This window comes from Nitrospirillum guaranorum (assembly GCF_034653275.1).
Taxonomy (GTDB): domain Bacteria; phylum Pseudomonadota; class Alphaproteobacteria; order Azospirillales; family Azospirillaceae; genus Nitrospirillum.
The window spans coordinates 398,387-417,816 of sequence record NZ_JAYEES010000003.1 but is presented as its reverse complement, the minus strand read 5'-3'; the positions used below and the strand labels follow the sequence as shown (position 1 = coordinate 417,816).

Annotated in this window: 14 protein-coding genes and 1 pseudogene; 8 read left to right on the top strand and 7 right to left on the bottom strand. The window is 70.3% G+C overall.

What is annotated here, in order from left to right; translation table 11 throughout:
* Positions 1-47: 47 nt before the first annotated feature.
* Positions 48-2,756 (top strand): aconitate hydratase AcnA, encoded by a 2,709-nt coding sequence (gene acnA / locus UAJ10_RS10740; protein WP_145727982.1) that lies wholly within the window; start codon positions 48-50, stop codon positions 2,754-2,756.
* A 106-nt stretch (positions 2,757-2,862) separates the two neighbouring features.
* Here acnA and UAJ10_RS10735 read toward each other — a convergent pair whose 3' ends face one another.
* The 3 genes from UAJ10_RS10735 to UAJ10_RS10725 all read right to left on the bottom strand — a co-directional run bounded on the left by UAJ10_RS10735 (position 2,863) and on the right by UAJ10_RS10725 (position 5,137).
* The gene (locus UAJ10_RS10735) at positions 2,863-3,159 is read right to left on the bottom strand and encodes a hypothetical protein (RefSeq protein ID WP_322915359.1); all 297 of its coding nucleotides are present in this window, start codon (positions 3,157-3,159) and stop codon (positions 2,863-2,865) included.
* An 8-nt stretch (positions 3,160-3,167) separates the two neighbouring features.
* Complete coding sequence (locus UAJ10_RS10730) at positions 3,168-4,469, bottom strand: hypothetical protein (protein ID WP_322915358.1); 1,302 nt, start codon at positions 4,467-4,469, stop codon at positions 3,168-3,170.
* A 176-nt stretch (positions 4,470-4,645) separates the two neighbouring features.
* Complete coding sequence (locus tag UAJ10_RS10725) at positions 4,646-5,137, bottom strand: hypothetical protein (protein WP_322915357.1); 492 nt, start codon at positions 5,135-5,137, stop codon at positions 4,646-4,648.
* 189 nt (positions 5,138-5,326) lie between these two features.
* On the opposite strand from UAJ10_RS10725, the gene UAJ10_RS10720 reads away from it, so the two are divergent.
* A complete protein-coding gene (locus tag UAJ10_RS10720) occupies positions 5,327-5,614 on the top strand; it encodes a hypothetical protein (protein ID WP_322915356.1) in 288 nt (95 codons plus the stop codon).
* 837 nt (positions 5,615-6,451) lie between these two features.
* A complete protein-coding gene (locus UAJ10_RS10715; RefSeq protein ID WP_322915355.1) occupies positions 6,452-8,731 on the top strand; it encodes an ATP-binding protein in 2,280 nt (759 codons plus the stop codon).
* Positions 8,732-8,773: 42 nt separating this feature from the next.
* Here UAJ10_RS10715 and UAJ10_RS10710 read toward each other — a convergent pair whose 3' ends face one another.
* From UAJ10_RS10710 to UAJ10_RS10700, 3 genes are read right to left on the bottom strand one after another with little or no spacing between them, the layout of a single operon-like run.
* Complete coding sequence (locus tag UAJ10_RS10710) at positions 8,774-9,523, bottom strand: periplasmic heavy metal sensor (protein ID WP_322915354.1); 750 nt, start codon at positions 9,521-9,523, stop codon at positions 8,774-8,776.
* Entirely contained in the window at positions 9,520-10,095 is a 576-nt protein-coding gene (locus UAJ10_RS10705; protein WP_322915353.1) for a hypothetical protein, read from the bottom strand. The genes UAJ10_RS10710 and UAJ10_RS10705 overlap by 4 nt, the downstream gene beginning before the upstream one ends.
* 10 nt (positions 10,096-10,105) lie before the next feature.
* Positions 10,106-10,765 carry an RNA polymerase sigma factor gene (locus UAJ10_RS10700; protein WP_322915352.1) on the bottom strand — a complete coding sequence of 220 codons (660 nt, stop codon included), beginning with the start codon at positions 10,763-10,765 and terminating at the stop codon, positions 10,106-10,108.
* 447 nt (positions 10,766-11,212) lie between these two features.
* Here UAJ10_RS10700 and UAJ10_RS10695 point away from each other — a divergent pair, with 447 nt between their 5' ends.
* From UAJ10_RS10695 to phoB, 4 genes and pseudogenes are all read left to right on the top strand, one after another.
* Positions 11,213-13,498: an NADP-dependent malic enzyme gene (locus UAJ10_RS10695; RefSeq protein WP_322915351.1), complete on the top strand. Its 2,286-nt coding sequence runs from the start codon at positions 11,213-11,215 to the stop codon at positions 13,496-13,498.
* 290 nt (positions 13,499-13,788) lie between these two features.
* Positions 13,789-15,207 (top strand): annotated as a pseudogene (locus UAJ10_RS10690) (ATP-binding protein); the annotation flags it as partial.
* Between the two features lie 329 nt (positions 15,208-15,536).
* Positions 15,537-16,301, top strand: a complete 765-nt coding sequence (phoU, locus tag UAJ10_RS10685) for a phosphate signaling complex protein PhoU (protein WP_322915349.1) — start codon at positions 15,537-15,539, stop codon at positions 16,299-16,301.
* Positions 16,302-16,396: 95 nt separating this feature from the next.
* Entirely contained in the window at positions 16,397-17,101 is a 705-nt protein-coding gene (gene phoB, locus UAJ10_RS10680) for a phosphate regulon transcriptional regulator PhoB (protein WP_004272237.1), read from the top strand.
* 158 nt (positions 17,102-17,259) lie between these two features.
* Here phoB and UAJ10_RS10675 read toward each other — a convergent pair whose 3' ends face one another.
* Positions 17,260-18,432 carry an FAD-dependent oxidoreductase gene (locus tag UAJ10_RS10675; protein WP_322915348.1) on the bottom strand — a complete coding sequence of 391 codons (1,173 nt, stop codon included), beginning with the start codon at positions 18,430-18,432 and terminating at the stop codon, positions 17,260-17,262.
* A 140-nt stretch (positions 18,433-18,572) separates the two neighbouring features.
* On the opposite strand from UAJ10_RS10675, the gene UAJ10_RS10670 reads away from it, so the two are divergent.
* Positions 18,573-19,412, top strand: coding sequence for an AraC family transcriptional regulator (locus tag UAJ10_RS10670; protein WP_322915347.1), 840 nt, complete (start codon positions 18,573-18,575; stop codon positions 19,410-19,412).
* The last annotated feature ends 18 nt before the right edge of the window (positions 19,413-19,430 follow it).

Genomic DNA, 19,430 nt, shown 5'->3' with positions numbered 1-19,430 from the left:
GGTGCCGGCGGCGCGGTACCATCCCCTTCCCCTAGGAGGCCACTCCTGTGTCCACGATCACCGGTCACGACACGCTGAAAACCCGCCGCAGCCTGAGCGTCGGCAGCAAGAGCTATGACTACTTCAGCCTCAAGGCGGCTGAGGAAGCCGGCCTGGGCGACCTGTCCCGCCTGCCCTACAGCCTGAAGGTGCTGCTGGAGAACCTGCTGCGCTTCGAAGACGGCCGCACCGTCAGCGTCGACGACGTGAAGGCCGCCGCCCAGTGGCTGGTCGACCGCCGCAGCGACCGTGAGATCGCCTACCGCCCCGCCCGCGTGCTGATGCAGGACTTCACCGGCGTTCCCGCCGTGTGCGACCTGGCCGCGATGCGTGAGGCCATGGTGGGCCTGGGTGGCAAGCCGGAGCGCATCAACCCGCTGACGGCCGTCGACCTGGTCATCGACCACTCGGTGATGGTGGACTACTTCGGCGGCCCCGACGCCTTCCAGAAGAACGTCGACGTCGAATTCCAGCGCAATGGCGAGCGCTACGCGTTCCTGCGCTGGGGCCAGAAGGCCTTCAACAACTTCCGCGTCGTGCCCCCGGGCACCGGCATCTGCCACCAGGTGAACGTTGAGTACCTGGCCCAGACCGTGTGGACCGACGGCGACCAGACCGGCGCCACCGTCGCCTACCCCGACACCCTGGTCGGCACCGACAGCCACACCACCATGGTGAACGGCCTGGGCGTGCTGGGCTGGGGCGTGGGCGGCATCGAGGCCGAGGCGGCCATGCTGGGCCAGCCCATCTCCATGCTGATCCCGGAAGTCATCGGCTTCCGCCTGACGGGCAAGCTGAAGGAAGGCGCCACGGCGACCGACCTGGTGCTGACCGTCACCCAGATGCTGCGCAAGAAGGGCGTGGTGGGCAAGTTCGTGGAGTTCTACGGCCCCGGCCTGGACGCGCTGACCCTGGCGGACCGCGCGACGATCGCCAACATGGCCCCGGAATATGGCGCCACCTGCGGCATCTTCCCGATCGACGCCGAGACCATCCGCTTCCTGAACTTCACCGGCCGTGATGCCGACCGCGTGGCCCTGGTGGAAGCCTACGCCAAGGCGCAGGGCATGTGGCGCGACGCCAACAGCCCCGAGCCGGTGTTCACCGACACGCTGGAACTGGACCTGAACAGCGTCGAGTCCTCGCTGGCCGGCCCGAAGCGCCCGCAGGACCGCGTGCTGCTGTCCAACGCCAAGACCGAGTTCGAGGGCGTGTTCGCCAAGGACTACGCCGGCAAGCCCGCCAGCAACCCGGCCAAGGTCGCCGGTGAGGACTTCACGGTCGACCACGGCGACGTGGTGATCGCGGCCATCACCAGCTGCACCAACACCTCCAACCCCAACGTGCTGGTCGCCGCCGGCCTGCTGGCCAAGAAGGCGGTCGAGGCCGGCCTGGCCACCAAGCCGTGGGTGAAGACCTCGCTGGCCCCCGGCAGCCAGGTCGTGACCGACTATCTGAACGCCGCCGGCCTGACCCCGTTCCTGGACAAGCTGGGCTTCAACCTGGTCGGCTACGGCTGCACCACCTGCATCGGCAACTCCGGCCCGCTGCCCGACGCCATCGGCGCCGCGGTGGACGCCAACGATCTGCTGGCTTGCTCCGTCCTGTCGGGCAACCGCAACTTCGAAGGCCGCGTGAACCCGCAGGTGAAGGCCAACTACCTGGCCTCCCCGCCGCTGGTCGTGGCCTACGCCCTGGCTGGCACCTTGCGCAAGGACCTGACCACCGAGCCGCTGGGCAAGGGCAAGGACGGCAAGGACGTCTTCCTGAAGGACATCTGGCCGAGCAGCGCCGAGATCGAGGACGCCATCTCCAAGTCCCTGACGCCGGAGATGTACCGCTCGCGCTACGCCAACGTGTTCCTGGGCCCGCAGCAGTGGCAGTCCATCGAGACCGCCACCGGCCTGACTTACAAGTGGGAGGACGACAGCACCTATGTGAAGCTGCCGCCGATCTTCGAAGGCATGACCACTACCCCGGGTGCGGTGCATGACGTGAAGAAGGCCCGCCCGCTGGCCATCCTGGGCGACAGCATCACCACCGACCACATCTCCCCCGCCGGTTCGATCAAGAAGACCAGCCCCGCTGGCACCTACCTGATCGGCCACGGCGTGGAGCCGGTGGACTTCAACGGCTACGGCGCCCGCCGCGGCAACCACGAAGTCATGATGCGCGGCACCTTCGCCAACATCCGCATCAAGAACGAAATGGTGCCGGGCGTCGAAGGCGGCGTGACCAAGTACATCCCCACCGGCGACGTCATGTCGATCTACGACGCCGCCATGAAGTACCAGGCCGACGGCACCCCGCTGGTGGTGTTCGCCGGTCAGGAGTACGGCACCGGCTCGTCCCGCGACTGGGCGGCCAAGGGCACCCGCCTGCTGGGTGTCCGCGCCGTGGTGGCCGAGAGCTTTGAGCGCATCCACCGGTCCAACCTGGTGGGTATGGGCGTGCTGCCCCTGCAGTTCAAGGACGGCGCCAGCCGCAAGACCCTGGGCCTGGACGGCACCGAGGTCATCGACATCACCGGCGTCGAGGCCGGCCTGAAGCCCCGCATGGACCTGACCCTGACCATCACCCGCGCGGATGGCAAGGTCGACACCGTGCCGGTGCTGTGCCGCATCGACACCCTGGACGAGGTCGACTACTTCAAGCACGGCGGCATCCTGCAGTACGTGCTGCGCAACATGCTGAACCAGCCCCAGGCCGCCGAGTAAGGCCCGCTGGAAGCGTGATATCGGCCCCGGCGCTCTTCGGAACGTTGGGGCCAAAAGGAAGGGGCGCCACCCGGCCGGGTAGCGCCCCTTTTTCATTGCCGTGATGTCAGTGCGGCGGGCCTTTGAAAAACCTATCCGCCGCGACTTCCTCCGGCGTCTTGCCGGGCATGGGAAGCAAAGGCAGGAACCGGCCGATTGCCATCCCCAAGGTGCCAATACCGATGACAAGTCCATAGATGACGCGCATGCCGGGCCAATCGCCGAACAGCGATTTCCATGCGACAGCAGCCCCCACCAGCAGAAGCGCCACGAGGCCTAGGAATGCGGCGATAGCCGCGTAGGCCCGTCGCGCCTTACACCACCGAGTTTGATGAGCGGAAGACAGCCATCCGCCTTCGCCCATTCCGCCCCTCAATCAAACTGCAGGTCGCTGACGGCGCCGCCGACCTCGGACACGGGCAGCAGGCCGGCCGCCGTCAGGTCGCCCGCCGCCACCAGCAGGGTGCGGCCGGCGGCCCCGGGGATGCCGGCGGCCTGGGCCAGGGTGGCCAGGGCCTCGCGCGTCGGCGCCTGGCTGATGACGCCGTTGCCGTAGATGAGGATGGAAACGGCAAGGGTGCCCGGCCGGCTCTTTTCCACCAGGGCGGCCGCGTTCATCAGGCCGCGCAAGGTGGAGACCCGTGGGAAGCCGCTATCGCTGAGGGTGTCGCCCTCCTCCCCCAGCACCCAGTGGCGACCCACCAGGTCCTCGACCCCCACCAGGATGGCCAGCGGCATGCCCCGGTGACGGCCCGTGGCGACGGCCACCAGGCCGCCATCCTGCGGCGTCCGCGGCAGTTGCACGGTACCACCCAGAATGTGCTTCACACTGTCCAGGACCGAGGCCACGGCCTGGGCCAACGCCTCCGCCCCCGTGGGGCGCATCAGGCTGGGCCAGGCGCCGAACACCAGGGAGGCCAGGCCGGCGGTACCGCCGTCGGCCCGGTCCGCCGCCGGGGCTGCCGCGGGCGCGCGGCGCAGCTTTTCCTCCACGGCGTCCAGCCGGCCGGCCAGGGCCTGGACGGCGCCGGCGTCGCCAGCCGCCTTTGCGGTGTCCGGGGCCTTGGCCTCGCCGCCGGCGGGCGCCGGCAGGGCGGGGAGGCCACCCTTCACCTGATCGCGCAGATCCCGCACGTCCAGCTGGGTGGTGCGCACGGCGTTGACCACGCGCAGCAGCGATTCATGCAGATGGTCGACCAGGGCGCTGAGCTGTTCCGGCAGGGGGCCGGGCGGCAGGTCGGGCAGGCGCACGCCGTTCACCGCCTTGGCGTGGCTGAGCCAATTCTCCAGCACGCCCACCCGCTGGGTGACATCGTCGAGGGTGTGCTTCAACTCGCCCACGCCCCGGGCCAGGCGCTCCGCCTCTTCCGCCGGACGGCCGGCATGATGGCTGACTACCCCCGTCAGGTGGGCCACACGCTCACGCAGTTCCTGGATGGACTGCCCCAGCGCGTTGATGCGCATCGTTTCCGGCAACGAAACGACGGCGGAATGCATGGCTGTCAGGTCGTTACGCAGGTCGCGCAACCGGCTGCCGACATGCAGCGCCAGATCGCGGACGATGGATTCGGCGTAATCGAAGGGGTCGACGCCCTCATCGATCTCCCCCTGCCGCGCGGCCCCTTCGGGCACAGCGTCCTTGGGCACGGCAGGCGTCACCACCTCCACGTCCATCAACGGAGCATCCGAGGCGGGAGTATCCGGGGCGGGAGCGCCCGTCCCAGGGGCGGACGCGCCGGAGGGCGCGACGGGAGGGATGCCCGGACCGGCGTCGCCATCGGGGCCTGGGGCGTCACGGTGCTCGTCGGTCATGGCATCGCTCACGAGGATCGGGGAAAAGGAGCTGGCGTTCAGAGGTCGCCCGCAATGGCTTCTAGCAGACGGGCACGGCGCTTGTCCGCCTGTTCGCGTGGTAGACGCGGCACGGCGGCGGCCGGGCGGCGCGCCACCGGCGGCTGGGGCGGCGGCACCGGCGCGTCGGAGGAGGCCTGGGGCGGTGTCTCCACCACCACCGGCGTCGCCAGCGACGGCGCCTCGGCCGTCTCCGTCACCGGGGCCGAGGGTGGAGGCGAGGGCGGCACGGGGGCGGCGGGCGCGCGCTGGGCCGGCGTCGACTTGAACGAATGCAGGGTCACCCGGGCCGCGGTGGCGGGGGCGACGGCCATGCGGATCGCCCCCGGCACGGTCACGACAGGGGCCGCGACGCGCGGCGGCACCGGTTGGCTGGGCGTGGACAGGGGCTGGGCCGGCGGGGGCCCGGCGACGGCCGACGGGCGCACGGGCGTGGGCGGCGCGGCGCGCAAGGACATGGCCCCCGGCACGCGGGGGGTGGGCGTGGGCACGGCCCGCATCTCCGCCTGGCCGGGCGCCGCGTCGCGCCCCTTGGACGCCAGGCTGGTGAACAGGGGCCCGGCGCGCGACGGCTGCGGCCCGGGAATGGGCTGGGTCGCAACCGTGGGGGCCGGTGCCGGCTGGACGGGGACCGACAGGGGGCGGCCCCCACGGCGGCGCTGGGCGGCGCCGGCGGGGCGATGGGCGCCGGTGCCGGCGACATCGCCGCCTCCGTCCGGACGGAGGGGGGCGGCGCGGGTGCCGGGGTGGCGGCCGGCGTTTCGTCCGGCCCCTTGACGCCGTCGCTGACGTCGGTCAGCAGGCGGCGCAGCACCGTGGCGGCGGCGGAGCGCGGTTCCCCCACCCGGTCGAGCGCCTTGGCGGTGAGGGCGGGGTCGATGCTGATCTGCAGGAAGCCGAATTGCTCGGTCGACAGCGACTGGAGCTTGCGGGTCAGACCCTCGGCCTGTTCCTCGCCCGCGACATAGCGGCGGATGGTCTCGATGGTGGAGGTGACGACGGCGGCGTCGCGCACGGCCCGGGAGGAGAAGACGGGGCTGCGGCCCCCCTCGGATCGGCTGATGTCCATGCGCGCAGGCTCCGCCCGGGCGCCTGTTGGACCCGGCGCCTCGGGCCCATGCGATGCGTCCCCTCCGGACGTTTCCCCCTGGGGCCTGTTGCCGTCAGGCCCGTTGGTGGGAAGGAGAGCATCCGGCGAGGCGGACGCATCATCCCCCTTGCCGGCGATCCAGCCCATCACCTTCCGAAACATGCCACCCTGCCCCCTGCAAGAGACCGGATTATGACCCCGCGGGTCCCGGCACGGCAAACGGTTTGCACCGGCCGTAAGTTCTCGACGGACTAATGGTTACCACGGCCTGTCCGGCCGATTCAATTTTCCATCCCCTACGAATTCTTCGGGCTCTTGAGCCCTGTAATGCAAGAAAAAAGGCGTCTTCTGCCGAACCTCGTCACATTTCCCCGCGCCGGCGTGACAAGCGGGGGACAGCAATCGTGGATTGATCCCTACACCGTCCGGATTCCACTTACCTCCCGGGTTGCGGCCGAGGCCGCTCCAGATCGAATTTTAAAATTTTAGGGATTTTGTCTGATCGATAATTGCGCGGCCCATTCGCAAATATGATTGGCCGATTCCCGTCACCATCGTACAGTCCCGCCCCGGGGATGGGGTCCTGGCCGGCATCGGATCAGTGACCAGCCGACACCGGCGCCCCGGTTGGCAGTGGAATCGCCGGCGCCAAAGCCGGCGGGTCGATCCGGATCGGACTACGGGGTAACCGGACGTGCGGCGTTTGAAACGGGGATTGCGGCGATGGGATCGCCCGCTGGCGGGGCGCGCGCCCTCTGGCGGCGGCCGTGCCGATCCCCTGGAAGCCCTGGGCCGCCGTGCCGACTCCGTGCCGCGTGGGCAACTGATCGAACTCGGCCAGCTGATCCTGATGGCCCTGAACCATCGCGAGGACGCGTGGCTGGTGCCGGTGCTGACGGCGGTGGTGGCTGGCGGCGCCGCCACCTGGGCGCCCTGGCCCGCCGTGGCCGCCTGGGCCCTGCTGTCGGTCGCCACGGTGGGTGTGTCGCAGCTGGCCCTTCATCGTTTCCTGGCCCAGGCCGACCGCCTGACCGATTCCCGCCCCTGGCTGCGGCTGCTGGCGACCGCCCGCTTGCTGCCCTCGGTGGTGTGGAGCCTGCTGCCCCTGTTCGCCTGGCCGGGCGAACATATGGCCGGCCGCTTTTTCCTGATCCTGGCGCTGGGGGCGGCCATGGCCCTGCGCACCAGCGGCACCGCCCCCCACCCCCTGGTGCTCCGCCTGCAACTGGTGCCGCCCGCCCTGGCGCTGCTGGTTCTGACAGGCACCGCCCTGGTGGGCCCCGGCGGCGGCGCCCAGGCGGACGCGCCGGGCCTGGCCCTGGTCCTGAGCAGCCTGCTCTATCCCGTGTTCCTCTATCGCATGGGGCGGCAGACCTGCCTGCGCATGCGCCACATGCTGGAGCTGCAGCTGGACCTGACGGCGGCCAAGCGCGCCGCCGACCAGGCCAACGGCGTAAAATCCGGTTTCCTGGCGACGCTGAGCCATGAAATCCGCACCCCCATGACCGGCATCCTGGGCCTGACGCAGCTGCTGCTGGAAACGGGCCTGTCCATGCGCCAGCGCGACTATGTCCGCACGGTGCACGAATCCGGCGAATCGCTGCTGGCCATCCTGAACGATGTGCTGGACCTGTCGAAGGTGGAGGCCGGCAAGCTGGAGATCGAGCGGACGGCCTTCGACACCGGCCCGCTGCTGGAGGGCGTGCGCAACCTGATGGCCGGCCGCGCCGCGGAAAAGGGGCTGGACCTGCAAATCCGCAAGGGTCCCGGTTTCCCCGAGCGCCTGATGGGCGACCCCTTGCGCCTGCGCCAGGTGCTGCTGAACCTGGTGGGCAACGCCATCAAGTTCACCGAACGGGGCTGGGTGCGCATGAGCGCGTCGGTCGACCGCCTGGCCGACGGCCGGCTGCAGTTCGGCATCATCGTGTCCGACACCGGCGTCGGCGTGCCGGAGGCGGCGCAGGGCCGCCTGTTCGAGACCTTCAGCCAGGCCAGCGCCGAGGTCACCCGCCGCTATGGCGGCAGCGGCCTGGGCCTGGCCATCGCCAAGCAGCTGATCCAGGCCATGGGCGGGGAGATCGGCTTCCACAGCCGGCCGGGGGACGGCAGCCATTTCTGGTTCACCATCCCCACGGCGGAACCGGAGGCCCAAATCGCCGCCGGCGCGATGGGCCCCCAGGCCGCCGCCATCGCCCTGCCGCCGCTGGCGGTGCTGGTGGTGGAGGATGTGACCGCCAACCAGGTGGTTCTGGACGCCCTGCTGCGGGCGCGTGGACACAAGGTCACCGTGGCCGCCGATGGCGCCGCCGCCGTCCGGCTGGTGGCGCGCGGCCGTTTCGACCTGGTGCTGATGGATATGCAACTGCCCGGCATCGATGGGCTGGAGGCCGCGCGCCGCATCCGCGCCCTGCCCGACGCCACTCGGGCCCGGGTGCCGGTGGTGGCCACCACCGCCAACACCGACGCCGCCGACGGCGGCCGCTGCCTGGCGGCGGGCATGGACGGCTTCGTCACCAAGCCCCTGCGTCCTGAGGCGCTGGTCGAGGCCATGCACCAGGCGTGGGTGGCGCGCGGCGCGCGGGTGTGGCCGGAGGAGACGGCGGCGGAGGGCGCGGCCCTGCTGGACATGCGCCAGATGGACACCGTCGCCCAGGCCATCGGTCCCCAGGACATGCCGGAATTCATCGCCATCACCGCCCGCACCCTGGTGGAGACGGCGGAACGCTTCCTGGAGAAGGTGGCGGGGGGCGATCTGCCGGGCGCGGGCCAGGCCGCCCACACCCTCTATGGCGTGGCCGCCAACGTGGGCCTGACGGGACTGTCGGCCGACGCCCGCCGGGCGCAGCAGGCCCTGCGCGACGACCACCCCGAAATCCAGCGCGCCCTGGCCGCCCGCCTGCGGGACAACGCGGAAGAGGCGGCGGAGATGCTGGGCCGCTGGCTGGGTGAATGGCTGGGCGGCCAGCCGGCCGCCACGGACAGTGCCGTCGCCTGACCAACGCGGCCTTTGACCGATCGCGATCAAAGGCCGCGCATGTCAGTGCGGGGTCACCGGGGTCGCGGTGGGGGCGCGCGGCGTCAGGGGAATACCGCCGTCGTTGCGCGGTGTGACCGCTGGATTGGCGGCCGGGCCGCCCGCCGGGCCAGGCCCATCCGGGCCCTCATCGGGCGGCGGGGGCGGGCCCTCGGGGAAAGGCGGACGGTCGAAGCGGCCGTCCGGCCATCCGTGTCCATCGGGGCCGCGCCCATCGGGGCCGTGTCCATCGGGACCCCGGCCGTCAGGGCCGCGCCCATCCGGCCCTCGCCCGTCCGGACGGGGGCCGTGCATGCCGCCCAGGATGAAGGGGGCCTTCATCTCCGACAGCTTCTTGCGGCCTTCCGGCGACATCCGCGACAAGGCGTCGACCAAGGCCGCCTGGCGCGACGCCTCGAAGGCGCGCCGGCTGTCCGCCACCTTGCTCAAGGCGGCGGCGAAGGCCTGGGCGTCGAAGGGGGCGGTCGCCAGCAAGGGCTGGATCTCGGCCCAGCTTTCCCGGGCCTGCTTCTCCAGCGCCTGGAAATCGGCGCGGTCGGGCGCCATGGCCTTCTGCAGCAGTTCGGCATCCGCCGGCGGCAGGATGTCGGACAGCGGACGCGGCCGGTAGTTCAGGCCGGGCGCCGGCCCATGCTCCGGCCCCACCTCATGGTGCCGCAAAAGATGCGGGACGAAGGTGCCGGCCAGGAACAGGTTCACACCGACCGACGCGATGAGCAGGGGCCCACGCCACCGGCTGGAAAACACACTCATTGGGCGTGGGTCTCCACGGTGTAGGAGGTGAACAGCAGGCTGGGCATGTCCGTGACGTCGGCCTGAGCCGTCTCCACCGTCGCCCCGGCCTGGGCCTTCGTGGTCTCGGTGATGGGCAGCGTGGCGGACGGCATGGTCATGACGCCCACCAGGATACCGGCCACCGTGGCGCCCGCCAACCACCCGGCCTGCGGCGCCCGCACGCTGAGCCAGGACAGGGCCGTGCGCACCACGTCGAAGGGCGAGGGCAGGAAGGTGTCCAGCTTGCGCGGCGCGGCCTTGGCCGCCGGCGCGGTCACCGCGCCCAGCCGAGACTCGTCCAAGCGAGCAAGCGCGCCGGCCACCACGCTGTCCACCCGGGCGGCGGAAATCTCAGGCTCCGCCACCATGGACAAGAGGGCGTCCAGCCGCGCCTCGTTCACCACCAGCTCATGCGCGGCGCCGTCCGTGGCCAGCGCGCGCACCGCCGCGGCGCGCCGATCCGCCGGCCAGCGGGCGGGGTTGCCGCCGTACACGGCCGTCAATGCCGCGATATCCTCCACGTCGAGCGTGGACCATTCCCTGTCAGCCATGACCAACCCCCTAGACCTCACCCGTATCCTGAACCACACCGGACAGGCGCGCCCGCAACGCGCGCCGGGCCCGGGCCAACAGCGACTCGACCGCCGAAACAGACAGGGACAGGATCTGCGCGGCGTCGGCGGCGCTGCGCTCCTCGTAATAGCAGAGCGTGACGGCCAACCGCTGCCGTTCCGGCAGCTCCGCCAAGGCCTGCGACACCAATTTGGCCGTCTGTTGCCGCGCCATCACATTCACCGCGGATGGCGTCGGGTCGGGCGGCTCCGGTATTCCTTCCAAGCCGGCGAAGGCGGGACGCCGGCGCCGGTCCACACACAAGTTCACCACCACCCGGTGCAGCCAGGTGGAGAAGCGGGCGCGGCCGTCGGGGATCCAGTTCTTGGCCCCCGTCCACACCCGCAGCATGGCCTCCTGCACCACCTCGTCGGCGTCGGCCGCGTTGCCCAGGACGCGCTGGGCCAGTTTCATGGCCTTGGGCGCGTGGCGGGCGGCCAGCAGGGCGAAGGCCTGCCGGTCCCCCTGGGCGATGCGGGCCAGCAGGGCGTCGTCACCTGGCTCCGGCCCCGGCCCCGTCAAGGTGCCGGCCGGGTTGCCCGCGTACGGGGCGGCGGCGGAAGCCGAAGCCGTGCCCGCGCGCGGCTGCGGCTGGACAGATTCGTCCATCAGTTCCCCTGAAGAGTGACCCGGGACGTCTATGTCGCGAAGAGCATACATGACCCCTTATACGGGCCATGGGCAATGCCCTGTCGGCGAGGGTACCAGATAAAATCTGGGCGGGCCGCAGACGGGATCCAAGGTCGGCGGCCGTAAAAGGACTGTCACGGGGGCGGTCCTGCCCCAAACCGCCGCCCCCGCGACGCCCGGTCCCGCCAGCCCCGATTGGGCGGGACCATGCGGATGCGCGCCCCCGCACGCATCCCGGCGCCGCCCCCGACCTACCGCGATTGCAGCCCCGCCCGCGGAACAGAGGTCGGGGGCGGATTTGCCCGTGACCCCGCCCGGATCGCTCAGCTACCATCGCGCGCAATAATCACAAGGGCCGGCACCGACCGGCCCGGCACTCGAAGGGCCGGCGAAGACCAGCCCGTAAACGCGGTGGAGAGAGAACGTATGGCTGATACCGAGAAGCGCGTCACCGACGCCGAGGCCCTGCACCTGCACGCCAGCGGCCGTCCGGGCAAGCTGGAAATCACCCCGACCAAGCCCCTGACGACCCAGCGCGACCTGTCGCTGGCCTATTCCCCCGGCGTCGCGGTGCCCTGCCTGCGCATCCATGAAGACCCGGCCACGGCCTACGACTACACCGCCAAGGGCAACCTGGTGGCCGTCATCTCCAACGGCACCGCCGTGTTGGGCCTGGGTGACCTGGGGGCGCTGGCCTCCAAGCCGGTGATGGAAGGCAAGGCCGTCCTGTTCAAGCGCTTCGCCGACGTCGACGGCATCGACCTGGAAGTCGACACCCGCGACGTGGATGAGTTCATCAATTCCGTGCGTTACCTGGGCCCCAGCTTCGGCGGCATCAACCTGGAAGACATCAAGGCGCCCGACTGTTTCATCATCGAGCAGCGCCTGCGCGAGCTGATGGACATCCCCGTCTTCCACGACGACCAGCACGGCACCGCCATCATCGCCGCCGCCGGCCTGATCAACGCCCTGCACCTGACCGGCCGCGCCATGACCGACGCGCGCCTGGTGGTGAACGGCGCCGGCGCGGCCGCCATCGCCTGCGTGGAATTGATCAAGTCCATGGGCGTGCCGCATGAGAACGTGACCCTGTGCGACACCAAGGGCGTCGTCTACCAGGGCCGCACCAACGGCATGAACCAGTGGAAGTCGGCGCACGCCATCACCACCGACGCCCGCACCCTGGCCGAGGCGGTCAAGGGCGCCGACGTGTTCCTGGGCTTGTCGGTCAAGGGGGCCCTGACGGCCGAGATGGTGGCCACCATGGCGGCCAAGCCCATCATCTTCGCCATGGCCAACCCCGATCCGGAAATCACGCCGGAAGAGGTGAAGTCGGTGCGTGACGACGCCATCGTCGCCACCGGCCGGTCCGACTATCCCAACCAGGTCAACAACGTCCTGGGCTTCCCCTACATCTTCCGCGGCGCCCTGGACGTGCGGGCCAGCACCATCAACGACGCCATGAAGATCGCGGCCGTGAACGCGTTGGCCGAGCTGGCGCGCGAGGACGTGCCGGACGAGGTGGACGCGGCCTATTCCGGCCGGCGCCTGCGTTATGGTCCGGAATACATCATCCCCGTGCCCTTCGATCCGCGCCTGATCGTGAAGGTGCCGGCGGCCGTGGCCCAGGCCGCCATGGACACCGGGGTGGCCAAGCGCCCCATCACGGACATGGAGGCCTATGGCCGGGCCCTGCGCCTGCGCCTGGACCCCACGGCCGACAGCCTGCAGCAGATCTTCGACAAGGTGAAGGCCAACCCCCGCCGCGTCGTCTTCGCCGAGGGCGAGGAGGAACGGACCATCCGCGCCGCCCTGGCCTTCCGCTCCGCCGGCTACGGCACGCCCATCCTGATTGGCCGTGAGAAGGTGGTGGCGGACCAGATGGCCGCCCTGGGCTTGCCCCAGGGCAGCGCCCCGCTGGAGGTGCGCAACGCCCGCCTGTACCAGTCCACGGAAAACCAGCGCTATACCGACTTCCTGTACGCGCGCCTGCAGCGCAAGGGTATGCTGCACCGGGACTGCCAGCGCCTCGTGAACCAGCACCGCAACGTCTTCGCCGCCTGCATGGTGGCGCTGGGCGACGCCGACGCGGTGGTCACGGGCCTGACCCGCGACTTTTTCACCTCGTATGAGGAGATCGGCCACGTCATCGACCCGCGCGAGGGCGCGCCGGCCTTCGGCCTGTCGGTGCTGGCGCTGCGCAAGCAGACGGTGTTCATCGCCGACACCACGGTGCATGAGCGCCCGACCGCCCCGCAGCTGGTCTGCATCGCCGAAGGGGCGGCCCGCATGGCCCGCCAGATGGGGCACGAGCCGCGCGTGGCCTTTCTGTCCTTCTCCAACTTCGGCCAGCCGATGCGGGAGCGGGCGCAGCATGTGCGGGACGCCGTGGCCCTGATGGACCAGCGCGGCGCCGATTTCGAGTATGAGGGCGAGATGTCGGTGGACGTGGCCCTGGACCACGACCTGATGAAGCGCCTGTACCCGTTCAGCCGCCTGTCCGGCCCGGCCAACGTGCTGATCATGCCGGCGCTGCACACCGCCAACATCGGCGCCAAGCTGCTGCAGAAGATGGGCGGCGGCACCCTGATCGGCCCGCTGCTGATCAACCTGGAGAAGCCGGCGCAGATCGTGCAGATGGGCGCCACGTCCAACGAACTGCTGACCGCCGCCGTCATGGCGGCCCACGACAGCCTTTATACCGTCGGCTGACATCCCGGGGCGGACGCGGAAAAGCGTATCCAGTATCCGCCCGCCGCCGGTCATGGCCGGCGGCGGGGTTCAAGTAAAAACGGGCCGCGGCCGGCGGGGGCATCCCCATAGGTCGCGGCCTTTTCTTATGAAGCGGGATTGGTCCGCCGCCTGTCCCGGGATTAAACTTCCATGACGTGGGTTCCGGGCGCCATTCCTGCGCTATGTTCGGTGCAATGAACGGGAAGGCGCACTTTTGACCTGGCCTGTTTTGGCCGAGTCGCGGGAACCAGCATGGGTGGGTTTGGGAGATGAGTCGTTTGGAAACGCGTCCAGATCGTTTTGTCGCCATCGCCGTGCTGATGCTGGCGCCGACGGCGGCGTTGCTGGGCGCGCTGGTGATCGCCGGACGGCTCAACATCCTGCTGGCGCTGGCGGCGTTCGCCCTGGTGGCCGCCGTGACCGCCGTGGCCCGCCATCTGGTGTTGCGCGACAGCCGGCTGATCGCCGCCTATCTGGACCAGGTGCGGGACCGCCGCACGTTCCTGCCCCCGCCCCAGGCCCGCACCCTGACCGGCGCCGCCCTGCTGGAGGACATCGCCCAGCTGCACCAGAACTGGCTGCGCCACCGCGATGAGATCGAGCACCGCCTGGCCGCCGACGAGGCGGTGGTGGAGGCCCTGCACGACCCGCTGATGCTGGTGGACGACAAGCGCAAGGTGAGCCGCGCCAACAGCGCCGCCCGCGCCCTGTTCGGCGACCGCATGCTGAGCCGTGACCTCGCGGTCAGCGTGCGCAACCCCGACGTCCTGGCGGCGGTGGACGCCGTGCTGGCCGGCGGCGACAGCCGGCGGGTGGAATTCACCCTGCCCCTGCCGGTGGAGCGCGTGCTGGAGGTGCGGGTGACGCCCTTCCGCCCGGCGGCGGAGGACGGCGCGCCGCAGCACGAGATCACCGCCATCGTCACCCTGCACGACATCACCGCCATCAAGCGGTCGGAACAGATGCGCGCCGACTTCGTGGCCAATGCCAGCCATGAGCTGCGCACGCCGCTGTCCACCCTGGTGGGCTTCATCGAGACCTTGCGCGGCCCCGCCCGCGACGACGCCGACGCCCGCGACCGCTTCCTGGCCATCATGCAGGAGCAGGCCGGCCGCATGTCGCGCCTGGTCATGGACCTCTTGTCCCTGTCGCGCATCGAGCTTGACGAGCACACCCACCCCACGGGGGAGGCCAACGTCGCCCAACTGGTGCAGAGCGTGGTCGCCATGCTGGAGCTGAAGGCGGCGGCGCGCAAGATCACCATCCGTGTCCAGGGCGGCGAGGACCTGCCGCGCGTGCAGGGCGATGAGGATCAGTTGGCCCAGGTGTTCCAGAACCTGATCGACAACGCCATCAAGTACGGGCGCGAGCAGACCGACGTGGTGGTGTCGCTGGAACGGGCGGAGGCGCCGCCGGCGCCGGGTGCCACCGGCATCCGCGCCCGCCAGGCGCCGCAGAAGGTGGCCGGCATCAAGGTGTCGGTGACCGACAAGGGCGAGGGCATCGCCCGCACCCATCTGCCCCGCCTGACCGAGCGCTTCTACCGCGTGGACGCCGCCCGCAGCCGCGCCCTGGGCGGCACCGGCCTGGGCCTGGCCATCGTGAAGCATATCGTGAACCGCCACCGCGGCCGGCTGACCATCGACAGCGAGGTGGGCAAGGGCAGCACCTTCACCGTGCACCTGCCCGGTGTGGAGAAAACGGGGAGAAGGCGGAAAAGCCCGTACCCCAATCTGCCCAGAATCTGTCACAGGAAAGCGGCCGGGGCGCCGCATGACGGCGGGGCCGCGCCGGTCAGGCCCGTGGTGGCGCTACGCCCGTATGAGATAAGCCACTGAGGTAACGTGCCTTTCGAGGAACGGCGCGCCCGGACGCACCGTCATAAAACTGTCGCTTATCTGTAGCAATTCCATAGCGACCTGTCGTTATGGTCCACCCTGCCCGACCGGCGACGTGTCCCGCCGGCCGCCGTTTTTCATGCCCCGGCCAGGACCGCCGGGGGTGGGGTGGTAAGAGAATGCCGGCCGAGCATACGGTTAAGTCGTTCGAGCAGCAGCTGCAGCGCCTGTCCAACCTGATCACCCAGATGGGTGGCGTGGCCGAGGCCCAGGTGGATGGCGCCGTCCAGGCGGTGGTGCGCCGCGACGTGGATCTGGCCGCCCGGGTGATGCAGGCCGACCACCAGCTGGACGACTATGAACGGGGCATCGAGCAGGAGGCCGTGCGCATGCTGGCCCTGCGCCAGCCCGTGGGCAGCGATCTGCGCGAAATCCTGGCCGCCTTGAAGATTTCCGCCGACCTGGAACGCACCGGCGACTATGCCGCCAACATCGCCAAGCGCAGCATGGCGCTGGCCAAGCTGCCCGCCGTGCGGCCCGTCAGCGCCATCCCGCGCATGGGCAAGCTGGTGGAAAGCATGCTGAAGGACGTGCTGGACGCCTATATCGACCGCGACGTGGGCAAGGCCATCGACGCCTGGAACCGGGATGAGGAGCTGGACGACCTGTACACCAGCCTGTTCCGCGAGGTGCTGACCTACATGATGGAAGACCCGCGCAACATCACCCCTTGCACCCACCTGCTGTTCATCGCCAAGAATCTGGAGCGGGCGGGCGACCACGCCACCAACATCGCGGAAACCATTCATTTCCTGGTGCTGGGCCAGACGCTGACCTCCGACCGGCCCAAGCATGACCAGTCCAGCTTCCTCGTCGGCCCCTCGGCCGATGTTGACCTGCATGGCAGCGGCCTGCACGGCGCCGACGCCGTGGACGATTTGTGAGCCCTTTCCCCGGCCCCCTGCACGCCCGGGCCTGTAAACGATTAGAGTCGCCACCGCTTACCCCGACCCGGGACAGCCAGTTTTAGGGACACCCCATGAACGCCTCGTTGAAGCCCTTGGTTCTGATCGTCGAGGATGAAGCCGACCTCGTCACGCTGCTGAGCTACAACCTGGAGAAGGAAGGCTTCCGGGTGCTGACCGCCGGCGACGGCGAGGAAGCCCTGTTGCTGGCCGACGAGCAGGCGCCGCACCTGGTGCTGCTGGACTGGATGCTGCCGCTGATGAGCGGGCTGGAGGTCTGCCGCCAGATGCGCCGCAACCCCAAGACCCGCGAAATCCCCATCATCATGCTGACCGCCCGGGGCGAGGAGGCGGACAAGGTGCGCGGCCTGAACTCCGGCGCCGACGACTATATCTCCAAGCCCTTCAGCCCGACCGAGCTGGTGGCCCGCATCCGCGCCGTGCTGCGCCGGGCGGTGCCCTCGCTGGCCGAGGAACTGCTGCGCTACGGCGACATCAGCATGGACCTGGCGGCCCACCGCGTGCGCCGTAACAGCCGCGACATCCACCTGGGGCCCACCGAGTTCCGCCTGCTGCGCCACTTCATGCAGCACCCGGGCCGCGTGTTCTCGCGTGAGCAGCTGCTGGACATCGTCTGGGGCCATGACGTCTATGTCGAACCCCGCACCGTCGACGTGCACATCCGCCGCCTGCGCAAGGCCCTGAACGAGGACACCGAACTGGACATGATCCGCACGGTGCGCTCGGCCGGCTATGCCCTGGACATGAAGTCGGCTTGAGTATTTGAGGGTGCCCTCAGGCGGCGGGCGCGGGCATCCGCCCGCTTGCCTTCCTCACTTTCCAGTCCGCTGCGCTCCCCGGAAAGTTCCGGCGAACGCGGTCGCGTCCTACAGCGGCACGAGTTTGCTCGTGCCGCTGGTATGAAGCGCCTAACCTCTCAAAACACGTCCGCGAATAAAGCGGCGGCGCCCACTTCCGAGAGGTGGATGGCGCGGGCCGCGCGGGTGCGCATCTCCGCCTCGTACTCCCGTGCCGCCGCCGTGACGGAGGGGACGCGGGACAGGCTGGCCGCCAGCACGGCGGCGTCGCGCAGGGTGACGTTGGCGCCCAGTCCGCCGGCGGGGCTCATGGCGTGGATGGCGTCGCCCAGGAAGGTGATTGGCCCCGGTGTCCAGCAGGGCCAGGTGCGGGCCAGCCGCGCGCTGCGTACCGGCAGCAGCGCCATCTCCCCGGGATCGGCATGCCGGAACAGGCCCCGCAGCTGGGGATGCCAGTCACGCGCCAGATGGTCCGCCACCGCCGCCGGCGCGGCACCCGGGAAGCGCCCCGTCATCCGGGTCCTGGGGCCGATCAGCGCCCAGTACAGATAGTCGTCCACGGGGCTGAGCCCGCCCCGGTCACCCTCCGTGGGGTCGAACAGCATGGGCTCGATGATGCCGGCATAACCGTCAGCGAAGACCACGCTGGTGCCGGCGCACAGGTCGTCACCCACCGCCGCCCGCACCGGGGCCGTCAAAGGGGTACGGCCGTAGAGGCACACCGCGCCAACGTCCAACGGCTCCGCCTGGGGCAACAATTGGCGGCGGACGGCGGAGTTGACCCCATCGGCCGCCACCACCAGGTCGGCGCGCACCGACGTGCCGTCGGCGAAGGCGACATGGGCCCGGCCATCGGCACCCACGGCCAGCGCCTGGAAGGCCGCGCCGAAGCGCACCCGGTCCGCGACGCCCATCAGCAGGATTTCCCGCAGGGTCTGGCGGTGGGCGCACAGGTCGCCGGCCGTCTCCCGGCTCGGGGCGCCATCGTCAGCCGCGCTCCATACCGCTGGCGCCCGGCCCGTCACCGGCGCCAGCCGGCCATCCAGGAAGCGGGTGCGCGGGGCGGGTACGGCGCAGGTGCGCCGGAACAGGTCATACAGGTTGGGGGGCAGGCAGCGGGACAGGGCATCGGCGCCGTCCGCGTCGATGCGCAGGCGATAACCCTGGGACCGGCTGTCCAAGGCCGCATCCCGCTCATACACAACGCAGTCGATACCCGCGCGCGTCAACGCCTGCGCCAGGCACAGGCCGCCCAGGCCCGCGCCGATGATCGCCACCCGCGTCCCGTCCATGTCTCTCACCATCGTCACTGGAACTTTGCAGTGGGGATTCGATACCGCGGAACGGGGTATGCTTGATAACGACAGTCGGACGAAAAATAATGCGAAACGGCCAAACCGTTCGCCGGCCGCCAGCCCCGCCGAGGAAATCCATGCGCCCCGCCGCCAATGACACCACCCGCCTGACCAAGGAAGCCTTCCTGGAGATGTGCGAGCGGGCGGATGGCCCGCCCGTTCTGACCTTCTGGGGCAGCCATTCGGCGGAGGACCGGACCCGCATGGGCACGCGGGAGATCGACTGGCACGCCCATCGGCGCGGCCAGCTGTTCTGCATCGCCAACGGCCTGGTCCATATCCGCACCGCCCATGGGTCCTGGATGCTGCCGCCGCAGCGGGCAGGGTGGATGCCACCCGGCATGATGCACAAGGTGACCATCAGCGGCGTGCTGGATGGCTGGGGCATGATGCTGACGCCGGAGGCCAGCGCCGGCCTGCCCGACCGTCCCAGCGTCATGGGCATCAGCGATTTGCTGCGGTCCCTGGTGCGGCGGGTCGCGGAATGGCCGCTGGAGGCGGCGTTGGCGCCGGAGCAGGAGCGGCTGCTGGCCGTGCTGCTGGATGAGGTCCGCCTGGCCCCACGCGAACCGCTGCACCTGCCCATGCCCACCGACCCCCGCCTGTTGCGCCTAGCCCTGCGCCTGCTGGAGGCGCCGGACGACGACCGCACGCTGGACGTGCTGGCGCGCGAGGCCGGCCTGTCGGAACGCACCGCCCGCCGCCTGTTCACGGCGGAAACCGGCCTGAGCGTGACCCAGTGGCGCCAGCAGGCCCGCCTGACCCAGGCCCTGGAACGCCTGGCGAGGGGGGAGCCGGTGGCGGAGGTGGCGGACGCGCTGGGCTATGCCACGCCCAGCAACTTCATCGCCATGTTCCGCCGGGCCTTCGGCGAGCCGCCCGCCCGCTATTTCGCCCGGCGCAGCGATGCGGCATAACGACCGCCGACGCGATGG